The organism is Bifidobacterium canis, from assembly GCF_009727065.1.
GTDB lineage: Bacteria > Actinomycetota > Actinomycetes > Actinomycetales > Bifidobacteriaceae > Bifidobacterium > Bifidobacterium canis.
This window is the reverse complement of sequence record NZ_WNLP01000010.1, coordinates 15,705-41,231: the sequence shown is the minus strand read 5'-3', so window position 1 is coordinate 41,231 and position 25,527 is coordinate 15,705. Positions and strand designations below refer to the sequence as shown.

Annotated in this window: 31 protein-coding genes and 1 pseudogene; 16 read left to right on the top strand and 16 right to left on the bottom strand. The window is 62.2% G+C overall.

Annotation, left to right across the window (positions count from 1 at the left end):
- Positions 1–29: 29 nt before the first annotated feature.
- The 3 genes from GSD1FS_RS08295 to GSD1FS_RS08285 all read left to right on the top strand — a co-directional run bounded on the left by GSD1FS_RS08295 (position 30) and on the right by GSD1FS_RS08285 (position 2,350).
- On the top strand, positions 30–1,157 hold the full coding sequence (locus GSD1FS_RS08295; RefSeq protein WP_129870826.1) for an RNA ligase family protein: 1,128 nt from the start codon (positions 30–32) through the stop codon (positions 1,155–1,157).
- A 585-nt stretch (positions 1,158–1,742) separates the two neighbouring features.
- Positions 1,743–1,901, top strand: coding sequence for a hypothetical protein (locus tag GSD1FS_RS08290; protein WP_155589185.1), 159 nt, complete (start codon positions 1,743–1,745; stop codon positions 1,899–1,901).
- 11 nt (positions 1,902–1,912) lie between these two features.
- Positions 1,913–2,350, top strand: a complete 438-nt coding sequence (locus GSD1FS_RS08285) for a hypothetical protein (protein ID WP_155589184.1) — start codon at positions 1,913–1,915, stop codon at positions 2,348–2,350.
- A gap of 86 nt (positions 2,351–2,436) precedes the next feature.
- Here GSD1FS_RS08285 and GSD1FS_RS08280 read toward each other — a convergent pair whose 3' ends face one another.
- The 6 genes from GSD1FS_RS08280 to GSD1FS_RS08255 form a co-directional block, all read right to left on the bottom strand.
- Positions 2,437–2,637: a hypothetical protein gene (locus GSD1FS_RS08280; protein WP_129870824.1), complete on the bottom strand. Its 201-nt coding sequence runs from the start codon at positions 2,635–2,637 to the stop codon at positions 2,437–2,439.
- Between the two features lie 76 nt (positions 2,638–2,713).
- Positions 2,714–3,049, bottom strand: coding sequence for a hypothetical protein (locus GSD1FS_RS08275; RefSeq protein ID WP_129870823.1), 336 nt, complete (start codon positions 3,047–3,049; stop codon positions 2,714–2,716).
- A 298-nt stretch (positions 3,050–3,347) separates the two neighbouring features.
- Positions 3,348–3,533: a hypothetical protein gene (locus GSD1FS_RS08270; protein ID WP_155589183.1), complete on the bottom strand. Its 186-nt coding sequence runs from the start codon at positions 3,531–3,533 to the stop codon at positions 3,348–3,350.
- Positions 3,530–4,669: a hypothetical protein gene (locus tag GSD1FS_RS08265; RefSeq protein WP_155589182.1), complete on the bottom strand. Its 1,140-nt coding sequence runs from the start codon at positions 4,667–4,669 to the stop codon at positions 3,530–3,532. The genes GSD1FS_RS08270 and GSD1FS_RS08265 overlap by 4 nt, the downstream gene beginning before the upstream one ends.
- Before the next feature lie 46 nt (positions 4,670–4,715).
- On the bottom strand, positions 4,716–5,438 hold the full coding sequence (locus GSD1FS_RS08260) for a hypothetical protein (protein WP_129870821.1): 723 nt from the start codon (positions 5,436–5,438) through the stop codon (positions 4,716–4,718).
- 55 nt (positions 5,439–5,493) lie between these two features.
- On the bottom strand, positions 5,494–5,820 hold the full coding sequence (locus tag GSD1FS_RS08255; protein WP_033515604.1) for a DUF3846 domain-containing protein: 327 nt from the start codon (positions 5,818–5,820) through the stop codon (positions 5,494–5,496).
- Positions 5,821–7,094: 1,274 nt separating this feature from the next.
- On the opposite strand from GSD1FS_RS08255, the gene GSD1FS_RS08250 reads away from it, so the two are divergent.
- The 4 genes and pseudogenes from GSD1FS_RS08250 to GSD1FS_RS08240 all read left to right on the top strand — a co-directional run bounded on the left by GSD1FS_RS08250 (position 7,095) and on the right by GSD1FS_RS08240 (position 13,231).
- Positions 7,095–8,153 (top strand): hypothetical protein, encoded by a 1,059-nt coding sequence (locus GSD1FS_RS08250; protein ID WP_129870820.1) that lies wholly within the window; start codon positions 7,095–7,097, stop codon positions 8,151–8,153.
- Positions 8,154–11,327: pseudogene (locus GSD1FS_RS10305) on the top strand (SspB-related isopeptide-forming adhesin); the annotation flags it as partial.
- Positions 11,328–11,437: 110 nt separating this feature from the next.
- Positions 11,438–12,634 (top strand): LPXTG cell wall anchor domain-containing protein, encoded by a 1,197-nt coding sequence (locus GSD1FS_RS10025; RefSeq protein ID WP_425481786.1) that lies wholly within the window; start codon positions 11,438–11,440, stop codon positions 12,632–12,634.
- A 186-nt stretch (positions 12,635–12,820) separates the two neighbouring features.
- The gene (locus GSD1FS_RS08240) at positions 12,821–13,231 is read left to right on the top strand and encodes a hypothetical protein (protein ID WP_155589181.1); all 411 of its coding nucleotides are present in this window, start codon (positions 12,821–12,823) and stop codon (positions 13,229–13,231) included.
- 3 nt (positions 13,232–13,234) lie between these two features.
- On the opposite strand, the gene GSD1FS_RS08235 is transcribed toward GSD1FS_RS08240, so the two are convergent.
- The gene (locus tag GSD1FS_RS08235) at positions 13,235–13,690 is read right to left on the bottom strand and encodes a hypothetical protein (RefSeq protein WP_196425071.1); all 456 of its coding nucleotides are present in this window, start codon (positions 13,688–13,690) and stop codon (positions 13,235–13,237) included.
- Between the two features lie 357 nt (positions 13,691–14,047).
- Here GSD1FS_RS08235 and GSD1FS_RS08230 point away from each other — a divergent pair, with 357 nt between their 5' ends.
- The gene (locus GSD1FS_RS08230; protein ID WP_155589179.1) at positions 14,048–14,209 is read left to right on the top strand and encodes a hypothetical protein; all 162 of its coding nucleotides are present in this window, start codon (positions 14,048–14,050) and stop codon (positions 14,207–14,209) included.
- A gap of 61 nt (positions 14,210–14,270) precedes the next feature.
- Here GSD1FS_RS08230 and GSD1FS_RS08225 read toward each other — a convergent pair whose 3' ends face one another.
- Positions 14,271–14,477, bottom strand: coding sequence for a hypothetical protein (locus GSD1FS_RS08225; protein ID WP_129870817.1), 207 nt, complete (start codon positions 14,475–14,477; stop codon positions 14,271–14,273).
- Positions 14,478–14,858: 381 nt separating this feature from the next.
- Between GSD1FS_RS08225 and GSD1FS_RS08220 the strand changes: the two genes are divergently transcribed.
- On the top strand, positions 14,859–17,987 hold the full coding sequence (locus tag GSD1FS_RS08220) for an LPXTG cell wall anchor domain-containing protein (protein WP_155589178.1): 3,129 nt from the start codon (positions 14,859–14,861) through the stop codon (positions 17,985–17,987).
- Positions 17,988–18,085: 98 nt separating this feature from the next.
- Here the strand turns inward: GSD1FS_RS08220 and GSD1FS_RS08215 are convergent, their stop codons facing one another.
- Positions 18,086–18,547, bottom strand: a complete 462-nt coding sequence (locus GSD1FS_RS08215; RefSeq protein WP_033515637.1) for a hypothetical protein — start codon at positions 18,545–18,547, stop codon at positions 18,086–18,088.
- Positions 18,548–18,625: 78 nt separating this feature from the next.
- On the opposite strand from GSD1FS_RS08215, the gene GSD1FS_RS08210 reads away from it, so the two are divergent.
- From GSD1FS_RS08210 to GSD1FS_RS08200, 3 genes are read left to right on the top strand one after another with little or no spacing between them, the layout of a single operon-like run.
- A complete protein-coding gene (locus GSD1FS_RS08210; RefSeq protein WP_129870814.1) occupies positions 18,626–18,985 on the top strand; it encodes a type II toxin-antitoxin system RelE/ParE family toxin in 360 nt (119 codons plus the stop codon).
- Complete coding sequence (locus GSD1FS_RS08205) at positions 18,982–19,290, top strand: helix-turn-helix domain-containing protein (RefSeq protein ID WP_033515641.1); 309 nt, start codon at positions 18,982–18,984, stop codon at positions 19,288–19,290. Before GSD1FS_RS08210 ends, GSD1FS_RS08205 begins: the two co-directional genes overlap by 4 nt.
- Before the next feature lie 30 nt (positions 19,291–19,320).
- A complete protein-coding gene (locus GSD1FS_RS08200) occupies positions 19,321–19,494 on the top strand; it encodes a hypothetical protein (RefSeq protein WP_153802310.1) in 174 nt (57 codons plus the stop codon).
- Positions 19,495–19,568: 74 nt separating this feature from the next.
- On the opposite strand, the gene GSD1FS_RS08195 is transcribed toward GSD1FS_RS08200, so the two are convergent.
- From GSD1FS_RS08195 to GSD1FS_RS08165, 7 genes are all read right to left on the bottom strand, one after another.
- Entirely contained in the window at positions 19,569–19,811 is a 243-nt protein-coding gene (locus tag GSD1FS_RS08195) for a hypothetical protein (RefSeq protein ID WP_155589177.1), read from the bottom strand.
- A 139-nt stretch (positions 19,812–19,950) separates the two neighbouring features.
- Positions 19,951–20,634 (bottom strand): pyrophosphohydrolase domain-containing protein, encoded by a 684-nt coding sequence (locus GSD1FS_RS08190; protein WP_155589176.1) that lies wholly within the window; start codon positions 20,632–20,634, stop codon positions 19,951–19,953.
- 216 nt (positions 20,635–20,850) lie between these two features.
- The gene (locus GSD1FS_RS08185) at positions 20,851–21,345 is read right to left on the bottom strand and encodes a hypothetical protein (RefSeq protein ID WP_155589175.1); all 495 of its coding nucleotides are present in this window, start codon (positions 21,343–21,345) and stop codon (positions 20,851–20,853) included.
- Positions 21,346–21,366: 21 nt separating this feature from the next.
- Positions 21,367–21,621, bottom strand: a complete 255-nt coding sequence (locus tag GSD1FS_RS08180) for a hypothetical protein (RefSeq protein WP_155589174.1) — start codon at positions 21,619–21,621, stop codon at positions 21,367–21,369.
- A 101-nt stretch (positions 21,622–21,722) separates the two neighbouring features.
- The gene (locus GSD1FS_RS08175) at positions 21,723–21,953 is read right to left on the bottom strand and encodes a hypothetical protein (protein ID WP_155589173.1); all 231 of its coding nucleotides are present in this window, start codon (positions 21,951–21,953) and stop codon (positions 21,723–21,725) included.
- Positions 21,954–21,965: 12 nt separating this feature from the next.
- Positions 21,966–22,184: a hypothetical protein gene (locus GSD1FS_RS08170; protein ID WP_033515653.1), complete on the bottom strand. Its 219-nt coding sequence runs from the start codon at positions 22,182–22,184 to the stop codon at positions 21,966–21,968.
- Between the two features lie 550 nt (positions 22,185–22,734).
- Positions 22,735–22,926, bottom strand: a complete 192-nt coding sequence (locus GSD1FS_RS08165) for a hypothetical protein (protein ID WP_155589172.1) — start codon at positions 22,924–22,926, stop codon at positions 22,735–22,737.
- A 994-nt stretch (positions 22,927–23,920) separates the two neighbouring features.
- On the opposite strand from GSD1FS_RS08165, the gene GSD1FS_RS08160 reads away from it, so the two are divergent.
- The 4 genes from GSD1FS_RS08160 (at position 23,921) to GSD1FS_RS08150 (ending at position 25,393) form a co-directional block, all read left to right on the top strand.
- A complete protein-coding gene (locus GSD1FS_RS08160; protein WP_033515661.1) occupies positions 23,921–24,214 on the top strand; it encodes a hypothetical protein in 294 nt (97 codons plus the stop codon).
- A gap of 173 nt (positions 24,215–24,387) precedes the next feature.
- Positions 24,388–24,711 carry a hypothetical protein gene (locus tag GSD1FS_RS10020; protein WP_246166165.1) on the top strand — a complete coding sequence of 108 codons (324 nt, stop codon included), beginning with the start codon at positions 24,388–24,390 and terminating at the stop codon, positions 24,709–24,711.
- A 5-nt stretch (positions 24,712–24,716) separates the two neighbouring features.
- A complete protein-coding gene (locus tag GSD1FS_RS10015; RefSeq protein WP_246166163.1) occupies positions 24,717–25,163 on the top strand; it encodes a GmrSD restriction endonuclease domain-containing protein in 447 nt (148 codons plus the stop codon).
- A complete protein-coding gene (locus tag GSD1FS_RS08150; protein ID WP_155589171.1) occupies positions 25,160–25,393 on the top strand; it encodes a hypothetical protein in 234 nt (77 codons plus the stop codon). The genes GSD1FS_RS10015 and GSD1FS_RS08150 overlap by 4 nt, the downstream gene beginning before the upstream one ends.
- Positions 25,394–25,527 lie beyond the last annotated feature (134 nt).

Here is a 25,527-nt window from a genome sequence, read left to right as displayed (position 1 = left end):
TTTGCATGTGATTGAGAAAGGCGGTGCCTATGAGCATCCGTACGCTTGTCAGTGTCCAGACCATCACCCGGATCGTCCCGATTGCGGGAGCGGACCGGATTGTGCTCGCCCATGTGCTTGGGTGGAAGGTCATCATCAGCAAGGACATGGGCCTTGCTGTGGGCGACCGGGTCGCGTATTTCGAGACCGACAGCCTGTTGCCCGAAACCGATCCACGCTACAGCCAGTTCATGCCGCGTGGGGTGCGCCACATGGCCGTCACTGATCCGGATACGGGTGAGACCATGGAGGTGTCGGGCCATGTGCTGCGCACGATGAAGATGCGTGGCGTCTACTCGCAGGGCCTGATCATGCCGTTGCCTGAATTGGGGCTTGATCCCTCGCTGCCGGTGGGCTCGGACATCACCGAAGCGTGCCATGTCATCAAGTACGAGCCGCCCGTGTTCACCGGCCGTGGCGCCAACCGTCAGGACAAGGCATTGCAGCGCGCGGCACAAGGCATCATCGGCGAGTTCAACGCGCCATGCTCCAAGTCGGATGCCCCACGTGCCCAGACCCTCACCGGCATCTGGCATGAACTATGCAAACTGGAGGCGGTGCCTACGGTGAAAGTGGACGGGATGAGCCTGACGTTCTTCTTCGACGGCAGCGAGTTGCGCATGTTCACCCGCAACTATGAGGTCGATCCCACACACCCGGATTGGCGGGACGCATGCGAGCTCGCGCACCGTTATTTCACCTCACGTATCGGCGGTTTGAGCGTGTTCGACATCGGTGTGGGCATGTGTGTGCAGGCCGAATACGCCGGGCCCGGCATCAACGGCAACCGGCAGAAGCTAGCCAAGCGTGACCTGTTCGTGTTCGCCGTCTGGCAGGACGGGGAGAAACTGCCGCGTGACGAATGGGAGGATTCGTTCCTTGCGCACGCGGCACCCGAAGCCAAACCGTGGGAGTACCCGCTCGCCGACAGCATGGACACGTTGATCAGTGCCGTGGACGGCATGCGTGGCCGGATCACACCGAACGTGCTGGACGAGGGCATCGTCTGGCATCTCAACCCGGACCAGCCCATCCCCGATACGGTACGCGGCGAATTGGGAGACAACCTGTGCTTCAAGATCATCAACAATTCGTATCTGGCCAAACACCATCTATAAGCAGCACGCACCCGTAAAACTTCGGACAGCAATGCTGGAGTTTCCTACGCCATAACAATACGGAGAACAATGACTAGCGACATGGAAGGAGCCTTCATGGAATGTCTCACCCGCATATGGTTGCAATGCGACAATCCACGGTTGGCGGGGGCCATACGGTACGGGCGTCGTGTCCTCACTGCGTTTGATGTCCACTCTAATCTTGAGGATACCCGCGTATTGAGTTGCTTGGCGTTGGACGCGTACCACAGGATCAGTGGTTTGTTGGAGGAGATGGCGGTCGGGTATCAAAGCGCCGGCCCGATCCGGCGGCATATGGCTGCCAGTGTTGACCGGTATGCCATGCCCGTCATGTGTCATTTGGCAACGGTTGCGGCCATCAAACGGTAGCCATGGCATAGGTGTGTCAGACAGGGTTCGTCGCCGCATGGAATCTGTGCCACAACAATGGAACGAACACACCAATAAGCAAGGAGGACGGTCGTGGTCCAAGGGTGCACACGCCGACAGTGGCCGGCCGATGCCATCAACATGTTACGCAAATATCCTGCGATTGGGGTGTGCGTGCGATGTGGACAGCCACCCATGGTGCGGCTCACCGATTCGGGGCGCGCATGGGCGCACTGGTTCATCGAATGCGACGGGTGCGACCGGCATGCGGACGCGCCCGTATTCGCCAGCATGTACCATCCGGGAGGTTTCAAGGAGGCGATAGAGGCGTGGAACACACTCAACACCCAGTAGAGGAACCACACATGCATGACGGGTTCACTCGCCCGTTGATGCTCGTGTGGGATCATCTCCTCCGCACGGTGTATGTGGAACCAATGGAGGGGGATTGGGCCCGGCAACAGGCGTTGATCGGGGAACCATGCGTGGATTGCAACCAATGCGACCAGCCCTTGACCGTTGTGTCCGATTGGGCGGCATTGTGCCGGATACTGGCCCAGTACGCCCAATGGGGCATGGGCACCGATGGGCTCATGGAAGCCGCACACCAAGCGGCCGCATACCTTGGCGCCCCGAATGAAGCAGAAGCGGTATTGCCAGTGCTGCACGCCCGGTTGTCGATGGTCGCATCAACCCCCAAACGGTGCTCGACCAATTCGACGCTTGGAAGCATGCATACCTGCAATTGCGTGACGAACGCGACCGGCTCCGCCACGAACGCCGCCACCCAGTCAGCCGGCTAATCCCACTCGACGCAAACACATACAGCCGGCTGGCCATCAGACCCGTGTGACGGCACACCAAGCCTTCACGCTCAAAGGAGGCGCAATCAGTGTTCGCTGGGTTGTTCCAGGTCCCATAATTGTTCGTCGATCTCGGCGATATCCTGTTCCAGGCGTGCGATCGCCATACGACGCAACGTGATGGACGTGAACGGGCGCCCGTTGTCGTCATACCCGCGTTTCGCCCACGCCAATTGCGCGCTTTTCTGGTTGCGTAACTCGTGCAGCTGTTCGATGCTCTCCGCCATGGGGCCGCGCCTTTCCAAACGATGATGATGCCCATACTATCCGCCGCATGCGTCTTGACACCACACACCGTATGGCTTACCGCGTCCGGCGCGCCCCTTGCGCACGTTCGTAGCGTTGCGCCTCCATGTACAAGATGAGCACCGCGTCGGTGGTGTTGTATTGTGCCTGCAACCCGTTGGCGCCACGTTTCATATCCCGCATCAGCTCATCCGGCAACGTGCACACCAGCATCCCATCCTCGGTATGCGCACCATCCCGCATGGCGCGGGTGCACGCGTCCTGCACCCGTTGCGGGTCGACCCCACCCAGCAACGCCATGGATATGGGCGGATAGAACACCGTGCCATGTTCGTCTCTGCGCACATATCCATGCTGTTGCAACCATTGCATCCGGCGTTCCGTCTGACCCATTCCCGGCTCCTTTCCCATATGGTTCCGCGCCCACTGGTGATGCGTCACCCCTTGGGGCGGTGACGCATCACCGGTGGGGTACCACCCAATTGTTCACGGATATGTCAGGGGGCCACCCATGTTGTTGGACCATCATTACCAATGCGCCCGGTGCCACCGGCCCATGAGGGCCGACCGGTTGCACCAATGCCAAGCATGCCACCGGTTCGTGTGCGCCGCATGCCGGGCGGACACGTTCCACATGTTCGCCCGCACCCACCATGTGTGCCGCGACTGCGCCCACAGCCACAACCATTGATCAGTTCCAGGTGCGGTTGGCCGCCTCAATGAACCAGGCCGCCACCATGGACCGCACCGCGTCCACATCCACATGGTGCGCATCCACCCGCACCATATCCGGCGCCTCACGTATCAAGGGCATCACCCGGCCGGCCGCCTGGCGCAACAGGGCGCCGTCCACACCTTGCGCAGTGTCGGCGATCACGGCGCGCACATCCCCGTACGTGCGGGCCGTGCACAACCGGGACGCACCACGGTCGGCGACCCCTCCATACCCTGCGCCACCAACGCCCGGTGCGCGGCCATATCCCGTTCCAACCGGGCCTGCCGCAACCCGTCCAGGTCACGGCGCAACCGCGCATGCCGCTGTTGGGTTTCCACCTCGACCCGTTCACCGTACCGGGCAAGTGCGCGCCGTGTGGCGGCCGGCAGATCATCCGGCAACGCCTGCGGATCCAACTGTTTGCGGGCCAGATACGCGTCACGTTTGCATTGCTGTTCACCCGGCTCATCCCACCGCCACCGTACACTCGCGGCCTGTGGATCCGTGGGGCAACCCACACCAATGCCGAACCGGCAGACGGGTGCCGGTATGCTCGCACCCGTCCCATCGGGAAACGAGACGATACGGCGTGACAGGTCCCGCGGGTCGGGGGCAATGCGGATGGTGGCGCCCTGGAATGCGACAGGGGCGCCCTCCGGTTCATATTGTCCGTCTCGCGCCAACCGGTACCGGTCCGCCACCGACAATTCATGGGCCACCCCGTTGATGGTGACCGTCCCATCCCATTGCACTTGCACCCCACCTTCCTCCACATGGGGCACCTGGTCCGGGTCCGGGTCGGGCCAAGAGCCCGGTTCCACCCCCGTGGCCATGGTGGGTGTCAACGTGTGATCGCGGATGTACTGCCGGTACTCATCAACCCATACACCCGATTGCGGCATGGGTGCCGCATCCGGGTACGCGGCCCGGATCGCCATGGCATACACGCGGCCAAGCTCCCCGGCATCCACCACCGGCATCGTGCAGGCGGCACTGTCCGGGCCGGTGACGGTCGCCACGGTCATGCCCGTATCATCCACATCGAACCCGATGCGGGTGCTCCCGTTGATGGTGATGGTCCCTTGGGTGAAATCACACGACAAGTCGGGGGACACCCACTCGGGGTACGTGTTCAACGTATCCATGAACCGCCGGTACAACTCCCGCACCGCCCTCTCATCCGGTGAGGTGCGGGCCGCCTCCAGCATGGGTGGCAGACCATCCACGCCATGGGGCGACACGTCGTATTGGCCGCCCGTGCCGTTCGGGCTCCCTTTTGGTTTACGTGGCTGGACCATCACATGCCGCCCTTTCCCATGCTCAACCCAATGTGATAGAAGACAACTATGCGTGCGCAACACAGGTGGTTTGGAACTCATCGAGCCAAGTGGGCGCCACCGTGTCCATGTTCGCGGGAATATCCGTGTTGCGCCACACGCCATGCTCCCCGTCCAGGAACCGGTCAAGCGCATCGGTGAGCCGTGCCGCATCCCGTTCACGCACCTCATGGCCCAACGTGCGTTCATGGGCGCGCCACTGGTCGACCTCCCACGCCAGATCCGCCGCACTGTACGACCGGCGGGCGCCGTCACCATGTTCGTCGTACAAGACGGGCATGTCGTGCTTGTCGCACACCACCAGTTGCCCATCCCACGCCGGATCCGTGCCAGAGGCATGGGGTTGGGTGAGCGTGGCCACCACATCACCGTCCGCATAACGCGTGTAACAGGCGTATTGGCCGTGGGTGTCACCGAAGAAAGTGTTGGAGAACACCGGTCCCGGCCGTTCCCCGTCCTCCGGGTCGTAAGGCAGATCCAATGGGGTGACGCCGGTGCCCCGCAGATCGCCTTGGTGCATATTGATGTTCGACCAGTCCAACGCCAACACCTCCCGCGCCGTCATATCCCGCAAATCCGTTCGGGACACCACACCCTCGCCATGTTCGGGCCATACGGCAGGTGTGGGGGAGGTGAGCGTGGGCGGGGTGCCCATGGGGCCGGTGGCATCGGGGGCGAATTGGCCGCCCGTGCCGTTGGGACTTCCTTTGGGCCGTCGCGACTGGACCATGATCATTGGCTCCTTTCCATGGGGCACACTGGTATGGGCTCCTATGCGCGGGGGTTCAGGCCAGCATGTGCTCCAACACCGCCAGATCACCATCCGTCAACCCCACTGTGTCGCCTTGCTCGTCCACGCGGGTGAACACCGCATTGCCGAACACGGGCACAGGATGGTTGTTCACAAGCACCGTGAACGCGAACGGCGCATCGTCCAACAGGAGGCATTCCTCATTGACCCACATGTCAATGTTGCGGACGCGCAGCATGTCCGGCGTGCAGCACTCCACACATCCACCGACCGCGGTTTGCAGCATGCGCAACGCGCCCTCCGGTTCGAACTCCTCCACATGCGCCTGTTGGGTTGTGGCATCGTACACATACGCTTTCATCGCCGGTTCCTTTCCACGAGGTGTGACGGTTTGCTTGCTTTTGTCATGCGTCCCCGACCAGCCCAAACAATGCACACAACAATACACACGGGCGGCATGGAATAATTACCGGAGCGGCAGGATGGCGGACGGCCATGCGGCACATGTACGCTTCAGTGACACTACAGGAGTCTTCACCGACGCAGCGATGTCGGTGAAGACTCCTCAACCCTACTGCCGATTGGTATCAGGGGCTTCAAAAACACCTTTCTTCACCGACGCAGCGACCTTATAAAGGAACCCTTGGAATCGGCTCCCCTATAGAACGACCTTAAAAGTCGGTGCGTCACCGAAGAAACTTCATAAAACCTTTATGGCAGTAGGGCTGGGAGCCTTCACCGACTTTGCAATGTCGGTGAAGAAACTTATGTTTCTTCGGTGACTTATGTCAGAAGTCGGTGAAGACACCTACATGTCGGTGAAGAAACCTGCCTTGTCGCTGCGTCACCGATCGCAGTGGACTGTAAAACAACACATATTGCATGTCGTATTGTTTCGGTTGGCGTCATGGCAAAAACCGTAATGCCCCCCGAGCTTGCCGGAAGTGCGCCGTCGAGGGATTGTAGGGGGTGTGCCCCGTGGTTCCCACCCCTGCTTCCATGACCATGTTTTTACCGGAATCCAGCATCGGATAATACGTGTTCCAATTCGTTTCCAATGTGGTTCAGACTGATCGGCGACGCAGTGACATCCCGGGTTTCTTCACCGACATGCAGGTTTCTTCACCGACCGCACTGGCAATGTCGGTGAAGAACCCCAACTTTCTTCACCGACATTCGAAAGTCGGTGAAGGCTCCTAACCCTACTGCCATATGGGTTTGTATAAGTTTCTTCGGTGACGCACCGACTTTTAAGGTCTTTCTATAGGGGAGCCGATTCCAAGGGTTCCTTTATGAACCCACTGCGTCGGTGAAGAAAGGTGTTTTTGAAGCCTCTAACCCCAATCGGCAGTAGGGTTGAGGAGTCTTCACTGACATTGCTGCGTCGGTGAAGACTCCTGTAGGGGCGGTGAAGGGCGCATGAGCGGCTCGGGTGCCCGTCTAGTGCCGTCCGCAGGAAATAACCATTTCCTGCATCGGTAAAAACATGTGTATTGTTTTGTGTTGGAGTGGTGGGGTGGAGTGTGGGCGGATAGGATGGGCGGGTATGGACGCATTGGCCGGGTGACCATACCGGCACGCTTGGCCCCGTACAAGGGGGTTGGGCATGGGAACAGTGAAGGAGAAATCGGGATCATGGGACAGGTGGAGGATACGCAGCGTATCCAGTTGGACGGGTCGGGCGACACGCCTGACGGGCCGGAGCGCCATAAAAAGCATACGGGAGCCATCATCGCCGCCGGTGTCGCCGTCGCCGTGTTGGCGGCAGGTGGCGTCTGGTGGGCCGTCGCCTCGCATCAGACCACCCAGTTGGCGCAGGCGCAGGAGTCGTGCGCGCAGGCGGCCGACCGGTTGCGTGTGGCGCAGAACAACTATAATGCGTTGATCAACGGGGACGAGTACAAGACGGCGGTGCAGGTCACGGACAAACAGGTCGAGGACAGTGAGACGGTCGCCGTTCTGGCCAAGGACAGTCAGGAACGGACCCCTGCGATGGCGGCGTGCAATGTGGACGGCAAGTCCGCGCTCGAACACAATGCGGCCCTGATCGACAAGAACACGTCCTGGTACGAGACCCACACGAAGACCCTGGACGCGGACGTGAGGGGCGTCATGGAGTCGCGTGATGCGAAAACGTTGAAGGACGCGCAAACCGCGTTGGGCAAGAAGATCACGGACGCGAAGAAACTGTACGATGCCTCCAAGGACAAGGTCAAGGACAACAAGACCCGTGACGCGTTGAAGAAGCAACTGGATGCGGCCGGCAACGCCAAGGACGGCAAGGATGTGCAGAAGATCAAGGATGCGCAGGCCGGGTTGGATAAGGCCATGAAACAGGTCAACGGGAGCGTGAAGGCCAAGAGCGAGGCCGATAGGAAGGCGGCGGAGGAGAAGGCTCGCAAGGAGGCCGAAGCGGCGGCCGCAGCCCAGGCGCAGGCGAGCAGTCAGGCGCAACAGTCGTATACGGCGCCGCAACAGTCGTATACCCCCACGTATACGGCACCTGCCGCGCCACAGTATACGGCACCGTCGGTTCCGCAGTATACGGCGCCGCAGCAGACGGCGCCTGTACAGCCGGCGCAGCCCGCACAACCGTCCAAACCCAACACAGGCAGCGGGCCCGTCAGCGGCGGACACGGATGCAATGAGGGTAACTGCAGCAGCACCCCCGACCTTGGATACATCCCGAGGTAGATGGCAACCGCAGAGCATGGTTGCTGCGGGGGCGGGGAACACCTAAAACCTAGGGTGTTGCCCGCCCCCCTTTTTGTTGTGTTGGCGGGGTGGTGTTGGACGCATAGGGGAGTGTTGCCGGTTGCGCGCATAGGGTATCCGGCAAGTTGCAAACCAATATTGGAAGGAGCAACCCCTTATGGGTCGTTTCAAACATTCAATCAGGGCAGCGGTCGCCGGTGTGGCCGCCGGTGCGACGCTGCTCACGCTTGGCGCGCCGGCCGCACTCGCCGCGGGCGCGGCGGCAACCAGCCCGGTACGGGTGGCGGCGGGTTGGACGCCGCGCAGTTCTGGCAGTACCGTGATGGCCCGGACGGGTCGTGGGGTCCGGCCACCAGTCTCGACTCGGTGCGCAAGGCCATGAAGGCCGCGAATGTGACGATGCTCGATGAGGGCGGCAGCTACAATGGTCCGGCCAAGGCGCAGGCCGCGTTGGATCAGGCGCGTGCGGAGTGTGAGCGCGGGTTCAACCAGCGTCACCCGTCCGAGGCGGGGCAGGCGAACTGCCGTGTCGTCGCCGTAGGTGCGGTCGCCGGTTCGCAGGCGCAAGGCACGAACGGCTGGAATGGCTCCGGCATCGTGGCGCGCCAGACGTGGATCGACAACTGGAACAAGTACGTCGCACCAGTGGAATACAACTATGCTGGCGTTACCAAGTATCACACGTCCACTCCCTTCTGGGACAACCCGTCGGACAGTGTGAACAAGATCATGGAACGCAACGTCCACCCGGACACGTCCATCGCCATCATCGTGCTTGACAAGTACCAACCGGCGCCGCCGGTGGTGGATTATGATCTGACGGTCACCACGAATGTGAACGCGCCCCAGGATCTGAAAACAGGCAGCACCGGCAAGGTGAGCGACACCATCCACGCCTCCCAATCCCGAGGGGACGCGCAGCAGGTGAACGCGAACGTCATCATGCATTATGACGGCAACAAGTACGTGGGCGCGAAGAACGTGACGAAGAGCGTGAAGATCACCACGAAGGGCGACACGCGCAGCCCCGAGTTCGCGCCAGCTGATTTCGGTTGGAAGGCGTGGCCGTCCGGCACGTACTGGTTCGATGTGCAGGTACCCAAGCAGGGCCACATGAAGGCCGCGGTGGATACCGCCGACCGTGAGGCGAGCGAATCGTTCCGTATTGTGGATGTGCCGCCGGCCGCCCCGGTCAAGGAGATCGAACAGGGCGTGAGCGCGGATGCGATGGTGAACCATACGGTGATCCGTTCGGATACGGGCCGTGGCGGTTACGCGATGCGGTTCACGGACACGATCACCCCGAATGGGGTCAACTATTCGGTGTCGAACATGAAGGTGCTCGACGAGACCGACAACGACAAGGACATTTCGGATCAGTTCACGATCAATTGGGACAAGAACGCGAACACCGTCACCGCGGTACGCAAGGACACCACCACGATGATGCCACTCGACCACACGTACGCGTTCCACCTGGACGTGACCGTAGCCAAGCCGGACATCAACAAGGTGACCGACAAGGGCACGGTGTTGTGGAACGACACCAGCCAGGACACCGACCAAAAGGAGTTCCCGACGTGGAACCCGAACCCGGACAAGAGCTGGATCAAGCAGGACGCGTCAGGCAAGTGGGCTGCGGTCATCGACCCGGAGCACACCAACAACACGGGCGCCGACCAGAACGTGTTCTTGGACGGTGACAAGGTCGCATCTGTGGTCAACGGCGTCATCTCCGCGAATCTGATCGACGCGCCCACCACGTTCACGTTGGAGGATGATTGGACGAAGGCGGACTACCTGTTCGACGCGGACACGAAGGGCATCAAGGTGTACATGATGGACGCGCAGTCCAACACCGCTTCCAGTGTGTATGACATCGTGAACAAGGGCACGGATGTGACCGGCCAGTTCGACATCACGGCGGCGGGCACGAAGGCTACCGTGAGCATGAAGGCGGATGCGCTCAAAACCCTCAAGGGGTTGAAGAACCACCGCCAGTACACGCTGCTGATCCCCGGTGTGGTGAACATGGCGAACGGCAAGGGCGCCGCCCAGGTCCGTAAGGATTTCGGCAAGCAGCCCGGTGACGAGCTCACGTTCTGCGAAACCCCCGCCAACGGGACCGGTTCGGGCGCGAAGCTGACCAACGGCGGCGCGCAGACCGTGAACGGCGACAAGCGTCCGACGAACGAGCCGTGGATCTGCGGGTACGTGCCGCCGGTCAAGAAGGACGTCATCGGCGAAGCCTCCCAAGGTGGCGCGCAGGAAAGCGTGGACGGCAAGGTCGTGTTCCCCGGCCAGAAGGTCGAATACCAGCTGACCACCACGCCGAAGCTGCCCGGCCAGCTCGCCTACGATGTGAAGAACGTTGTGGTCACCGACCAGTACGACCAGTATCTGGTTCCGGACAAGCAGACGGTGGAGGTCACCGATCTGGGCAACGGCAAGATCATCCCCAAGGCGCAGTACACGACCAAGTGGGATGATACGAAGCACCTGTTCCAACTGGCCTTCGACGATGCGTACGTCAAGGCGAACTGGGGCAAGGGCCAGAACCCACGCCTGCTGATCCGTTTCGAGGGCACCGTCAGCAAGGACGCGCCGACCGACACCCGGGTGGACAACCAGTGGATGCTCACCCTCAACAACTCGATCACGCCGTCCAACCAGGTGTTCAACACGCCGCCGGAGTTCAACCCCAGCAAGGAGGACACACAGAAGGACCCGTCCATCAGCATCGACGGCAAGACCGCGTTGCTGGGCGACGTGTTGTACTACCGCGTCCACTTGGATCTGAAGAACCTTGACCGCAAGGGCACCGCGTACAATGTGATGCGCGCCGGCATCGTCGACGATTACGACGACGAATACTTGACCGCCGACGAACAGAACGTGGAGGTCCTCAACGCCAAGGGCGAGGATGTGACCGCCAAGTTCAACATCCAGTTCCGTGATGGTGTGGCGTATGTGTTCGCCAAGACCGCGGACACGAAGGTCCCCGCGACGGGTGAGACCATCAAGGGGGATCCGCAACCCAAGGATCTCAAGGCATACAGCCAGGCCAAGCTGGATCCGCTCAAGGATCCCGCCATTGACCAGTCGCTGTTGGGCCAGGAATACACGGTTGTGTTGCCGATGACGGTCACGAAGGTCACGGACGGGTATGTGGTGAAGAACACCGCCACGCAGATCGTCAACGACGTGAAAAGAGCACGAATACGGTCACGAACCCGCTCAAGCCCATCAACCCCGTCAAGGACGTGGTGCTCAAGGTCAACGGCGATTCGGTCAACGGCAAGGAAATCCCGCTCACGCAGAAGTTCCTCTACCGTCTCGACGGTTCCGTCATCCCCGCGAACCGCGCTTATCCGCAGGTCACCCAGTGGGGCATCACCGACAAGCTCGACACCCAGCATGACAAGTACCTGGGTGCTTGGCAGGTGCGCGCCAACCGTGACCTGTACAAGGACGGCAAGCCGGTCGCCAAGACCGGCGACGTGCTCGCAGGCACTGGGTTCGACAACACGGAACTGCTCGCCGCCATCACCGGCGACACCGCCAACAGGGACGAGTCCGGCACGGATGATGCCGCCCAGCCCACCGGCGAACAACTGTTCACCGTGGACTACAAGGACGGCACGATCACCGCCAACGCGACCGACCTGTTCCTCAAGCTCGTGTCCGCCGACACCACCCATGAGCAGGCATGGAGCCTGTTCGTCAGCGTGCAGCGCATCGCCACCAGCGAGCGGGTGGAGAACACGTTCACCGAAACGTTCAACGACAAGGAACTCGTGTCCAACACCGTATGGACCAGCACGCCCGACCTGACCCCCAGCATCCACTTGGAGAAGTGGGATGAGAAGAGCGGTTGGCCCAACGGTGACCGTGACACGCGTGCCCAGGCGTTGAAGGACGCGAAGGATGGCGACACCATCGTGTTCACCATCACGAACACGAGCCGCACCGACAAGGCGGGCAAGGGCGCGGTGTTCCGCGCCAAGGATTTGAAACTCACCGATCACACCATCCTCGGTGATGGCCGTGTGGTGGACCTCAAGTACCCCGACAACTGGGATACGCTGATCCTCAAGCCCGGCCAGTCGGTGGACGTCAAGGGCACCCTCAAGGGTGTCAAGGGCGATCACACGGACCGTGCGTCCGTGTCCGGCATCCCGCTCACCGAATGCGTGGTGAATGATGACACCCCGTTCGACGGCAAGGACGATGCGAACGTGCCCGAAGGCGCAGTGGACATCGACGGTGTGAAGATGTGCGGTTCCGACCGGGTTGTGTCGAACACGGATGATTGGAACGCGACCGTTACGCCTCCGTTGGCTCATACGGGTGCCACGGTCGCGGTGCTTGGTGTGTTGGCCGCCGTGCTGATGGGTGGCGCGGGCATGCTGTTGTCCCTCAAGCGCCGTACCAGCGGCGTACCGCGGCACATGGCATAAACCCGCCACGCCAAGGGCCGGATGGCCTAGGTGAACAGGGGGCGCCGTGTTGGGTTCACACCCGGCACGGCGCCCCTTGTTGTTGGTGTGGCGCCGACACGCTTGAGGTTGGGTGCATGGACTGTTGCGCGCTATCCTGTCAGGCAATACCCAATCGGGGTATGACAATAAGAGGGGAGGGGCATCATGCCAACACCAACACCAACACCAATGCAGCAACCGGTCCAGCAGCCGCCGTACCGCACGCACCAGTATGGCAAACCATGGGTCACCGCCACCCGCGTCATTGCGATCCTGCTCATGGTTGGTGGTGTTCAGGCGGGTGTGTCCATTTACGACGGGTTGGAGCCGGGTTGGGGCACCATGTTCGCCGGGCCCGTCAGTTGGGCGGTCGGGTTGCTCATCGTGATCATGGGCGTGTTCCTGTTGGTGTTGGCGCAGATCCTCGCCAATGTCACAATCATCGCGGAGAACAGCGATCTTCTCGTCAACCAAGGCATGTACCAAAGCATGCCACATGCGGCCACACCGGTGGCGGCCCCGTACACGCCCGTCCCACCGGCCGCCAACACCGCCCCCAATCCTATGGCCCGCTGACGGTTACACATTGGTGAACCGTTGCGCCACCGTGTTCAATTGGGCCGTCTGCCGTTGGTAGGCGTCCAACGCGTGCTGCGTATCGGCGTTGCAATCCATGGTGGTTGGTTTGGCCGGTTCCAACCCCAACAGGTCTCCCGTGTCCGGCCCATCCGGCACTTGTCCTTGTTCGAAGCGGTGCAGGAACCCGTTGCGGGCCCGTACGGCGTTGTTGTACGCATCCATCGTGTCGGTGTGCGCCGTTTGGCATTGCGCCACCAGTTGGGCGCGCACCATGGGCGTGTGCCCCCGCGTTGACGCCAGGGACCAGATTGTTGTTGCGGCCGCGAGGAGGAGAAGGACGGTGAGGATGGTGAGAATACGGCGTTTGGTGCGCCGTTGCCGTTCACGCCGCAGGTAGTGGCGGTGTGCGCTGCGCATGACCGTGTTAAACGAGGGAGTATAGGGAAGTTGGCTCATATGCCGCCGCTATGCGTCATACCCCATGCGCATCCGATCACATGGGGTTGGGTGTGCGAGCGGGGCGCCATGTCCCGGTGGGTGTGGCGCCCCGCTTCATATGAAGTCCCGGCCGTTTGCCCCGGCCGGGAACCGCGCATCATGCATATGCCCGATGTCCACTGGAACATCCCTGAATGAAGACCGGCCGGTCACCCAACCGGGATTGATGCGCGCCGGCAATGGTACAGGACGGTTCCATTGTGGTCAATACCAATTGGTGGGGGGGCGGTGTTGGCCGGGCGCATAGTGCACAACCGGCACGGGTGTGGCCCCGTGCCGGTTGTGTGTTGTGCGACTTCGAGGAGGTTCGGACCGGTGACCAGTGAACAACGGCGTGATTTGGCACTCATGTGGCATTCCAAGGGTGTGCCGATGGAGGACATCACCAGATTGCTGCATATCAGCGAACAGGAGGCGCGTGACATCATCACCGGCCTGACCGGTGATGAACCACCATCGCCACCCGTCCGCGCCTGACCATCATGCAGCAGGGCCCGCCATACCCCGCAGGTTTCGGCCCCGGCTGCATGGTGGGTGTTCAGTCCTGCGGATTGCGCAACAGGGCGTGTGCCGTCTGGTACGCATTCCACAGTGTTTCCGTCAGATCCACCAATCCGTCCTCGCGTGCCAATTGGTCACGCAAGTCCATCAGGTCCCGGTGGCTGATGTCACCCGGTTCGCTGCGCGTCATCAACCCGTTCGCATGCAAAATGTCGAACAGGTCCTCCAGTTGCCTCGTGTCCATGTCCACCATCATCACCCTTTCCCTGCCCCTCACCCATGCCCCCGCAAAGAGGGGATACGACGAGGGGATACCGGTTGTGTCCCAACGGCTATGCCATTGACGACCGGGCATATGCGTCACCATCCACGGCCATACGCCCGCGGCGCATAGGGTGCGGACGCATGTGCGGCCCTGCTAACCACCCACATCGGCATATGCGGAAAGGACGCGGCAATGGGAACGAATGGCCACAAACACATGATTGGTGCGCATACAATGGACATGGCATCAACCGAAGGGACGAAGGGAGCGGAGATGCCCAGGGGAAGACACGCGACACACACCACACGCACACAAGGCGTTGGACACAAGGCGGGGCTCGGTCTTGTGGCGGGGGTGACCATGGCGGGCATGCTCGCCTCACCGGGCATCGCCATGGCCAGTGAAGCGGACACCACGCCGGACGCCACCCAACCGCAAGTGCAGGCCACGAATGCGGCCAACCCAATCGAGCAGGCGCAGCAGGCCGTGACGGCCGCACAGGACGGGCTGGACGCGGCACGGCAGGACATGCAGCAGGCCCAGTCCACGGTGGACGGGGCGCAGGCGGGCGTGCAGGCCGCCACCAACGAGGTGCAGGCGGCCAAAGACAATGTGGACGCGGCCGTCAACGCGGATCCCGCCACGAACGCCGCACAGGATGCACTGGCTGAGGCGAACACGCATCTAGGCAACGCCGCCGACAGGCTGGACGATGCGGTGGCGGCCCAGCAGGCCGCGCAGGCGCAGCAGGCGACGGCGCAGCAGGCACAGCAGGCCGCGCAACAGGACGCGGATGCGGCTGCACAGGCCGTGGCCGGCCAGCAGACGGTGGTCGACGGGTTGCAGGAACAGGTCGACCACACGGACATGGATGCGTTGCAGGGCGAACAGGCGGCGAAGCAGGCTGCGGCCGACAAGACGGCGGCGCAATCGGCGCAGGCGGACGCGCAAGCCACGGATGCGGCGCAGAAAGCGGATGCCGCGCAACAGGATGTTGCGAAGGCGGAGCAGCTGGCGGGGGACGCGAAGGACCCGGCGAAGATGCAGGAGGCGCAGGACAAGGCCGACGATCTGAAAACCATCGCGGACGCCACCGCCAAGGCCGCCGACAATGCCAACGCCAACAAGCAGGCGGCTGACAAGGCGCTTGCCACGGCGCAGACGAATGTCGACAAGGCGCAAACCGACCTCGACAAGGCCACCGATACCGCCACGCAGGCCAAGACGGCGGCGGACAAGGCGGACCGTGAACTTGCCGCGGCCCAGAAGGCGGCACAACGCACAGCCGCGGATGCGGCCGCGACCGCACAGGCCAAGACAGCGGCCGACGCGAAGGTGGAGGCAGCCCAGTCGGCCGCCGACACGGCGCAGGCGCAATTGGATGAGGCAACCAAAGCGCAACGGGCCGCGCAGGAGAAACTGGCGGAGGCGAACCGTGTGCTCGCTGAGGCGGAACCGGCCGGTCTGGCCGCCGAACAGCAGGAGAAGCTCGGCGCATTGGGCTGGTTCCAGCATCGCGGCAGCCTCATCGCACAGGAGGCGCTCACCAACCCGGACGCGTACTACATGGACGGTGTCCTTGATTACACGCATATCGGCGCAGAGGGTGATGCGACGAGCCTGCCGAATCTGATCGCGGGCATCAAGATGGTGCAGGAGACCAACCGGCTGCGTGCCACCATGGGGTTGGACCCGTTGCCTGTGTCCGATTTCGCCATGGCGCAGGCGATGGTGAACGCGAACTACGCGACCGTGCTCCTGGGCCATTCCGGCAATTTCTACTCCTCGGAGAATCTGGCGTGGGGCACGGACACCCCGTATGAGCGTTGGTGGACCGCGGAGAAGGAAACGTACGATGAGGCGGTCGCCTCCGGCAACTATCCGGGGTTGGAGAACATGGAGGCGCTTGGCATCCAGACCACGTACCCGGACCTGTGGCAGAAGGTGGGCCATTACATCAATCTGCGTGACCAGTCGTACGCGACCGGCGCGGCGATCACGCAGGTCCAACGTGATCTGCCGTATGCGCCGCCGACCGCGGCGCAGGAGTTCTTCACCCACACCTCGAACGGGTTCCGTGACGCGCGCACCGAACAGCTGCGGGCGATGAAGGAAACGGGCCCGTATACGGATGCGGATGAGTATCTGGCGCAGGCCGAGGCGTATGTGAATGGGTTGCAGACAGCGAAGGCGAAACTGGAGGCGGCCCGCAAGGCCGTGTCGGATGCGCAGGCGTTGCTGGACGAGGCCAATGCGCGTGTGCAGGCCACGAGCGTGGCCAAGCAGGCCGCGGACAAGGATCTGACGGATGCGCAGGCCGCGCAGTCGCAGGCTGTGGCCGAGCACACCAAGGCGCAGCAGGCCGATGAGACGGCCCAGAGCGCCCTGGCGGCGGCGGATACGGAGGCGAAGCAGGCCAACCGGGCGTTGTCGGACGCCAATGGGCGTGTGACGGACGCGCAGGCCGCGTTCGATGCGGCCAAGGGTGAGTACGATACGGCGAAGCAGGCGGCGGACAAGGCCACTGCGGCCGCGCAGGACGCCACGGCGGATGCGGAGCAGGCCAAACTGGCGGCGGACAAGGCCGCGGCTGAGTATGCGGCCATGCAGGATGCGGCGGCGAACCTCACCCGCGCACAAGAGGCGTACAAGGCGGCCAAACAGGAGGCCGACGAGATGGCGCAGCGTGCACAGCAGGCGAAGCAGGCGGCTGATGAGGCCGCCGATGAGCTGGCCGGGGCCACGCAGCGGGTGGAGGACGCCAACGCGCTGGTCACCCGGTTGGGTGAGGCGAAGGCCACGCTGGCGGACCGTGAGCAGGATCTCAAGGACGCCCGCGCCAAGCTCACCCAAGCCGAACAGGTGTTGGCCGGTGCGGACCGTGATGCCGCGCAGGCCAAGGCGGCCGTGGAGGCGGCGCAAACGGCGAAGACGGAGGCCGAACGGCAGGTGGCGGACGCGCAGGCCGCGCTGGACGCGGCGAAGAAGGCCGCGTGGGACACGCCGGAGGTGAAGGCCGCGCAGGCCAAGCTGGACGAGGCCAATAAGGCGCTGGATGAGGCCAAGGCCATGCTCAAGGACGCGCAGGACGCGTACCGTGAGGCCGGCGAGGCCGTGTCGCAGCGTGAGCGGGAGGTCGCGGCGGCGAAGGCTGCATTGGCGGCGTTGCTGGACGGCCAGAACCACAATGGTGCCACCAATGGTTCGACCGGCGCCAATGGTTCGACCGGCGCCAATGGTTCGACCGGCACGGTTGGTGGTGTGCATGGTGGGGCCACCGTGATCGGCGCGGTTGACAAGACCGGCGGCGCCACTGGCACCACTGTTGCGGACAACACGGTGGCCGGTGTGCCGGAGAGCGTGCAGGCCGTGGAGCGTGCCGCGCAACTGGCGTCCACCGGTTCGGACGTGACGGCTCTGGCTGTGGCCGGTGTGATGGCCATGCTCATGGGTGCGGGCGTGATGGTTGCCGCCAAGCGCCGCAGCTGACCGCCACAGGAACGAGGATGGGGCCGGGTTGCAATCCTCTGGTTTGCAACCCGGCCCCACTTGTATCCCGTTGGGGGAGCGGCCCCGTGTGGCGGGTGTCAGTCGCCGATGGTGACCGTGCCCGACACGATGCTATCCGCTTTCAGCTCGCTGTAGCGGTTGAAGTTGATGGCCAAGCCGCCGTTGGTTTTCAGTTTGACCGCATCGCTTGCGACTGCCATGATTTCAGGGTCGGAGTATTCCAGGGCGATGGCACGGGCGCGGTTCAGGTCCGCATCGATGTCCACGATGAACACGAGCCGTTTGGCGGCGTCGGCCGGCGCGCCCATGGTGAAGTAGCGGTCGTAGGTGGTGTATTTCGTGGGGGCGATGCTGATCACATCGCTTTCACGGGTGTGCTCGCCGATGATGCGGGAGGTGACGACGGCGGCCATTTCGGTGCCGTCCGGCATGATGGCCGTGAGTTTGTCGTCCGCGGTGAAGCGGATATCGGTGTAGCCGCGTGCGGGCAGCAGGATCCGGAGGACCGCCTGTGCGAGGATGCGGTTGGTACGTGCCATGATGGGCTCTCTTTCTCTCGTGGTGCCATACCGTGTGGCACCGTTGGAAAACCATAAAACTATGGTATTATAGTAATCATGTGGAATGTGATACTCGACCCCATCGCCGACTGGCTCCGCCGGATCGACGACGACTCCGCACGGCAGATCCTCGCGGCCATCACCGTGCTCCAAGAGGAAGGCCCCAATCTCAAACGTCCCCTGGTCGGCAAGATCGAAGGCTCATCCACCATCAAAAACCTCAAGGAACTACGGCCCGGCTCCCACGGACGAAGCGAAATACGCATCCTATTCACCTTCGACCCGAAAAGAAACGCCATCATGCTCGTCGGAGGAGACAAACAACGCAAATGGAACAAATGGTACCCCCAGGCAATACGCCAAGCGGAAGCCAACTACATCGAATGGCTGGAACAACAAGGAAAGGAACAACAATGAACTACACCATCGAAGACTTCGCACGCGACCACAACATCACCCCTGAGGAAAACGCACAAGCCGTCGCCCAACTACGCCGGGACATGCGCCTGTACGAACTGCGAGAGGCCCGCAGGGAAAACGGGTTGACACAAGCCCAACTTGCCGAACGCATGGGAGTCAACCAGAAACGTGTATCCGCAATCGAACACAACGGCGGGTCACACGCCATGGTGGACACGCTCCGCAAATACATGGAAGCGCTCGGCGGACGGCTCGACGTCATCGGCACCCTCCCGGACGGCCGCCAAGTGAAACTAGGGTGAACCGAAGAGCACAAACGACGGAACACAACCATGCCTCTCACCAGTTTCGACGACCTGTTGGATGAACAGCTCACCGACCCGCAAATGACGCAACTGTACAAGCAGGAACGCCGCCGTCTTGATGCCGCCATCGAAGCCTCCCGCGCGCGCCCGATTCGCCCCCAATCCAGTAACACACCTCCTGTCCGATCCGCCAACGAATGAGGCGTGGGGTGGGATACGGTCTCCCGTATCCCACCCCACGCCTATAACGCCCGGACGGGAACCTTGGTGGTTGGTTACTCGTCCAATGCCTCTTGGCAATCGTTGAGTCTGTCGAGCTCGTTTTCCGCCTCCGCGATCACCGCGGCCTCCCGAGCGGTTTCCTCACGTCCCTCCTGTTCGATGGTGCTGGTGAGCTTGTCGAGCGCCTGTTCGAGTTCCGCGATCTGCGCGGTGACGAGGCTGATATCCGTGGTGTCCAGCATGGCGCGTTCCTCGAGCATATGGTCAATGGCGGCGATCATCGGTGTGGTATCCATGGCGGTCTCCTTGACTCTTGGTGTTTTGCGTTGACACCCCATCACATGCGTCCACGCGCGCACCGTTTGGCGGGGTGGTGGGGACATGCCAACGGACATGTCCCCACCACCCCGAAAATGTCACTGCGCGCGTGAAATGTCACGTATCATCCGGTTCGCGGTGCATGCGGGTGCGTGGCCCCTCATCGAACATGCCACGTTTGAGGCTTTTGATGGTGCACTCGGTGCGGGCGAACCCCAGATCGACACTCGTGATGCCGAACGCGGCGCACAGATTGGTGGTGGTCTGCAACAAATCAGCGATCTCATTGACAAGACGGGCACGGTTGACAAGGGTCCGTCCGTCAAGGACCGTGACGGTCCGGATGCTTTCCTTCGCGGCTTCCACGACCTCGGCCGCCTCCTCCAACACCTTCAATGCCTGCCACTTGTCGATACGCTGGTGCGAGGGGTGGAAGATGGGCCATGCGCCCAACTCCAATGTAGGCAACGTGTCTATGCGGGCCAAGCATTGGTCGCATACACCCACACGCATGTCATCATCGTCACGGTCGAACAGCCACCCTTTGAATTCGGTCCGGTCGGCCTGCGCCACATGGCGTTTGCATGTCTCACACCGAACACTCCAATGCTGGGGGCAGCGGCAGTCCCAGTCGGCGTGATACAAATCCGGCCATGCCTGCCACCCATCGTCAACCGCATCGGTCGCGGCCTGCTCTTTGTCCGCATACAACCCATACTCGTCGTACCGCAAGCCGCACACCTCGCATTGCGGCATGTAGTATGGTTTGCCATCCTGTTGTTCGATGTGCCAGCTCGTCATCGCTTATTCCTCGCTTCCTGTGATATGCGCATTGCCTGGCCCATGCGTGCTAGCGTCTTATGCCTGCTGCATTGATGGCGGCGGACGCCCGTGGAGGGATCATGGCGGATACGCCAACCGGTGCGGTTCAGGATGGTGACCGGCCGCCCCGGCACACCCCATGGGATAAGCAGTTGCTCACTGGCGTCGCCGGTGAACCGCAAGCACGCTTATCCGTCATGACTCCTCCCTATACCGGATGGCATGGTTCACCCACGCCTCCCATGACCCAAACGCGCCGTGCGGGCAGGTGATGCATGGGGCATCCCCGTCCAGGTGCACGGTGGCGGCATCCGGACTGCACCCCTCCGGCCGGTCGTCGATCAGGGCGTACCGCAATGCCGACAGGACGTTCCAGTACGCGACGCCATGGGCGCGTGACCTCTCCAACCGGTCCAGCAGACGGGCATGCTGCAACACGATGCCATCCAATCCGGTGGGGCACGCGTCATGCGCGCATGCGCAATGGTGGGCGTCCAGTACGGCATGCGCCCACTTGCGGTATTGCCCGCGCAGTTCGGGGCTCAACCCCCACCAATGGTCCTGTTGCTCCTGTTCGGTGGGGTTGGGTTGCGCCCAGTTCGTCATCGCGCACATGAGCGCGAACGCCGCACGATCCACCCCATCCACCATCCGCGCCCGGGGGCGGCTCATACCATTCCTATCGTTCATGTCGGGCAATATGCGTCCCTCTCACCTGGCCGCGATGAGACCGGTGAAGAACCCGTCATCGTCCACCGGTTCGACCCGGTACACATAGAACACATCCAGAGCGGACGTCCCGGGGAACAGTTCCCGCAGCTCATCCACGGTCACGTCAGCCAGTTGGGCGAGCAACGCCCATGACCATGGGGTGGCATCAGGGCCGAACCGGTGGCGTTCCAGAACACGCGCATTGCCCAAATGTTCCCCCGTGTCCGCGTCTTCGAACACGATCATGGTGGACATGTCGGGAATGGGCTCGTTGCGGATCTCGAACCGTTTGCCGCCCTGTTGGATCCGGTCTCAATACTCACGGCGAAGTTTCGCTACAGTGATGTTCCGTGTTCTCATGGGGTGTCCTCCGTTGGTTCGATGGTGGTTGGGATGATGGGGTGCAGGGTGTGGCCGGTGGTGATGTCCACCAACAGCCAATGCCCGCATGTGCACTCCGGAGGCAACGGCTCCCGTCGTGGCAGCCCGTAGTCGCGCCGCCACGACGGGAGCATGAAGTATTGCCGCTGGTTGTGGCTTGCACAGGCCACCAGAAGCAGGTGCCACAACACGATCACGAACCACATAGGAGCCTCCCTTTACAGGTTGACCGCCCACCATGCGGCAAGCATGGCCCATGGGATCCAGAACGCGGCGAACAGCATCCAACATGCGCCGCCACCCAGCAGGCTGTGTTGGGTGCGTTGGCGGCCATGGTTGATGATGGCGGCGACGGCGAGCGCACCCGCCATTGCGGGACCGGTGGCCATCCAGCAGCCGGCGAGCAGCAGGAGGGTGTGCATGAGGTGTGTGATCATCGGGCATCCTTTCCGTGGTGCGTGGGACACAGGCTGGCCCATGGGTTCATGGTGGTGTCCACCATCCACCCGTTGTTGCGGGCGTGGGTGATGGCGGCCTGCCATGTGGGAGCCCAGCTGGGTGTTGCCTATGGCAGATGTCACAGGTGAATGTGTATTGGTAGGTGAGGGTATGCCCTCGGTACAATGTCTTCGCGATGATCATCATGCCGTCCTTTCGATGGTGTGCCGGTCCAAGAGTGTGGCCAGGGGTGTGCGGCATTGGTCCAATTGGTTGATTTCGTGGGTGATGACATGGACCGCGTCATGGGCGGCCGGGGACCATCGGGCCCGGACTTGCAACGTGGTTTGCAGGGCGCGCAACTGGGTGATGTGTTGTTCGCATGCGGTGTTGAGCGTGCGCAAACGGTGGAGCCATTGGCGGTGGGGGTGTTGGATTGGATGGTGGGCATGATGAGGTGTTGCAAATGGTGCGCCTGCCGGATGGCGCGGATGGCGTCGGTGTGGTGGGTGAGCAGCCATGCGTATCCGTGTGCGTATTGTCCCGTGTTCACTGTTCGTTCCTTTCTTCATTGCCGCTGAGCAGGGTGATGCCCGCTTCGGTGGTGGCGAGGGTGAAGATGGCCATGCAGCATACGGTCACGGGCCACGGGGTGGCGTCGGTGAACCCGGGGATGCTGAGCAGTGCGGGCAGGATGCGCCATCCGGCCAGTTGCCAATCCGTGGTGCGTGGTGTGTTCATGACAGGCCCCTCTTGTTGTGTGGTTGTGCTGCCATGCGTAATGCGTCCCCGACCATGGAAGAGGAAACAGGCGGAGGGTGCTGGGTGGGGTCGGTGGCGGCCGGTGGTTAGAAGGTTGCCGGCCTGCCCCTCCCATCGTTCCCCGGTGCGGCAAGTAGACAACCGCGCCGGGGTGGCGTTGACACCCTTCCGCCTGTGATTAGGGGGAAGATAAGGGCCATGGGTGGTGGGTGGCGTGGGGGTGGCGCGGCCCATGCCACCCCAAGGGTGAGAAGGGTAAAACCCCTTGGGGTGCAGTGGGGCCGTTTGCACGTTTCCGCCATGATCCACGGTCGCACGGGTGGGATTGTCCGTTCACCCACGGCCATGGCCCTCACACGACCCCTATGCGTCACGGGACCTGACCCACATACGCACCGCCCGTTTTTTCTTGCGACCACCGAAAACAATACGTATTTCAATCCATTGTTTTTTCGTTGCACGGCGATCGGCGACGCAGTGACATCCCGGGTTTCTTCACCGACATGCAGGTTTCTTCACCGACCGCACAGGCGATGTCGGTGAAGAAAGGTAAGTTTCTTCACCGACATTCGAATGTCACTGAAGGCTCCTAACCCTACTGCTAATTGAGGTTTAGTAAGTTTCTTCGGTGACGCACCGACTTTTAAGGTCTTTCTATAGAGGAGCCGATTTCAAGGGTTCCTTTATAAGGCCACTGCGTCGGTGAAGAAACATGGTTTTGAAGCCATCAATACCAATCGGCAGTAGGGTTAGCCACTCTTCACCGACATCACCGCGTCGGTGAAGACACCCCTGTGGCCGGTGCAACCGAAGAAAACAACCATACCCATCGGCGCTGGCCGATCCGTGGAAAACCGCATCCGGATTCCTGCAATACCCACCGTATTGTTTCGACATGGGGGGTGGTGTTGGGCGGGTGGGCGCATAGCCGCATGGCGATACCCCTGCAATTTCCGGTAAAGGCGGTGCTTTGATGAGCCTTCTCGATCTTCTCACCCACGCATGGCGCATGTTCTGGGCGAACATCCTCAACCCCGGCAGCCTCATGCTCTTCGCCCTCGTCCTCATCATCGCCCTGCTCGCCGGGTTCGCCATGGCCCGCACCATGAGCGCGATGCGCGCAGCCCTGCGCGCCATCAGCGCCGTCATGGTGTTCATCCTTATCTACGGGCTGTTGGGCGCGTTGGGCATCTCCCTGCACGGGTTGGCGCCGCTGGGCAACTGGCTGCTTGACCTGGTGCAGGCCCCGTTCATCATCCCCGAATAACAAGGAGCATTGCGATCATGGCGCGTGGCACCGGTCCCAAACACCCCATCATGGATGGCGTTGTCGTCTGTCTGCTCATCCTCATGTGCGCCATCCTGCTGGTGGCCACACCTGCATGGCGCACATTCAGCGAAACCACCGGGATAGGCGACCCGAATGCCGGCCTGTCGGATTTGTGGCCCCAACATGAACGGTTGGAACACAACCCGGATGCGGTCACCATACCCACCCCGGCCCCGTCCGCCAGCACACCCGCACCCGACCGGCCCGCCACGCCCGCCACACCATCCGAGCCCACGCCCGAACCATCGCAGACGCAACCGCGGCAACCATCGGGGGACAAGGCGTCGTACCGCCAGGCGTTGAACCTGTTGGACACAGTCCCGGTGGCCAAGGCCGCCCGGGCGGCTATGACCGGGAGAGCCAGTTCGGCGGGTGGCAGCCCACCGGGTGCGGGCAGGCCACGACCCGTGACGCCATTCTCGCGCGCGATCTGACGGGGGTGGCGCGTGACCGGCAGTGCCGGGTCACCGCCGGCATGCTCCATGACCCGTACACCGGCCGTGACATCACGTTCACCAGGGGGCGCACGACCAGCGCCAAGGTGCAGATAGACCATGTGGTCGCCCTGTTGGACGCGTACGCGTCCGGCGCGCGCGACTGGCCGCAAGCCAAACGGGTGGCGTATGCGAACAGTGCGGATGTGTTGGTGGCGTCGGACGGGCCGGCGAACATGGCGAAGGGTGTGGGGGTGGATTTCAACGGCACCGCCCGCTACCGCAGCGCGTCGAACACGGTGGCGCCCGACATCTGGCTGCCGGACAACACCGCGTACCAATGCGACTACATGGCGCACCGGGCGCGGATCAAACACGATTGGGCGTTGAGCATGACCGCCCGTGAGAAACAGCAGACGGTCACGTTCCTCGCCCAATGCGCCGCCGAATGAACGCCAACACCCACGCGCCACCCCCGGTCGGGGGGCGGTTTTTCACTCCCCACGGCCGAAAACAATATGGCACGCAATGGTTCGTTTTTGTTTCCCAGGTGGATCGGCGACGCAGTGACACCACAGGTTTCTTCACCGACATGCAGGTTTCTTCACCGACCGCACAAGCGATGTCGGTGAAGAAAGGTAAGTTTCTTCACCGACATTCGAATGTCACTGAAGGCTCCTAGCCTACTGCCGATTGAGGTTTGCCAAGTTTCTTCGGTGACGCACCGACTTTTAAGGTCTTTGTATAGGGGAGCCGATTTCAAGGGTTCCTTTATAAGGCCACTGCGTCGGTGAAGAAACATGGTTTCAGGGCCTC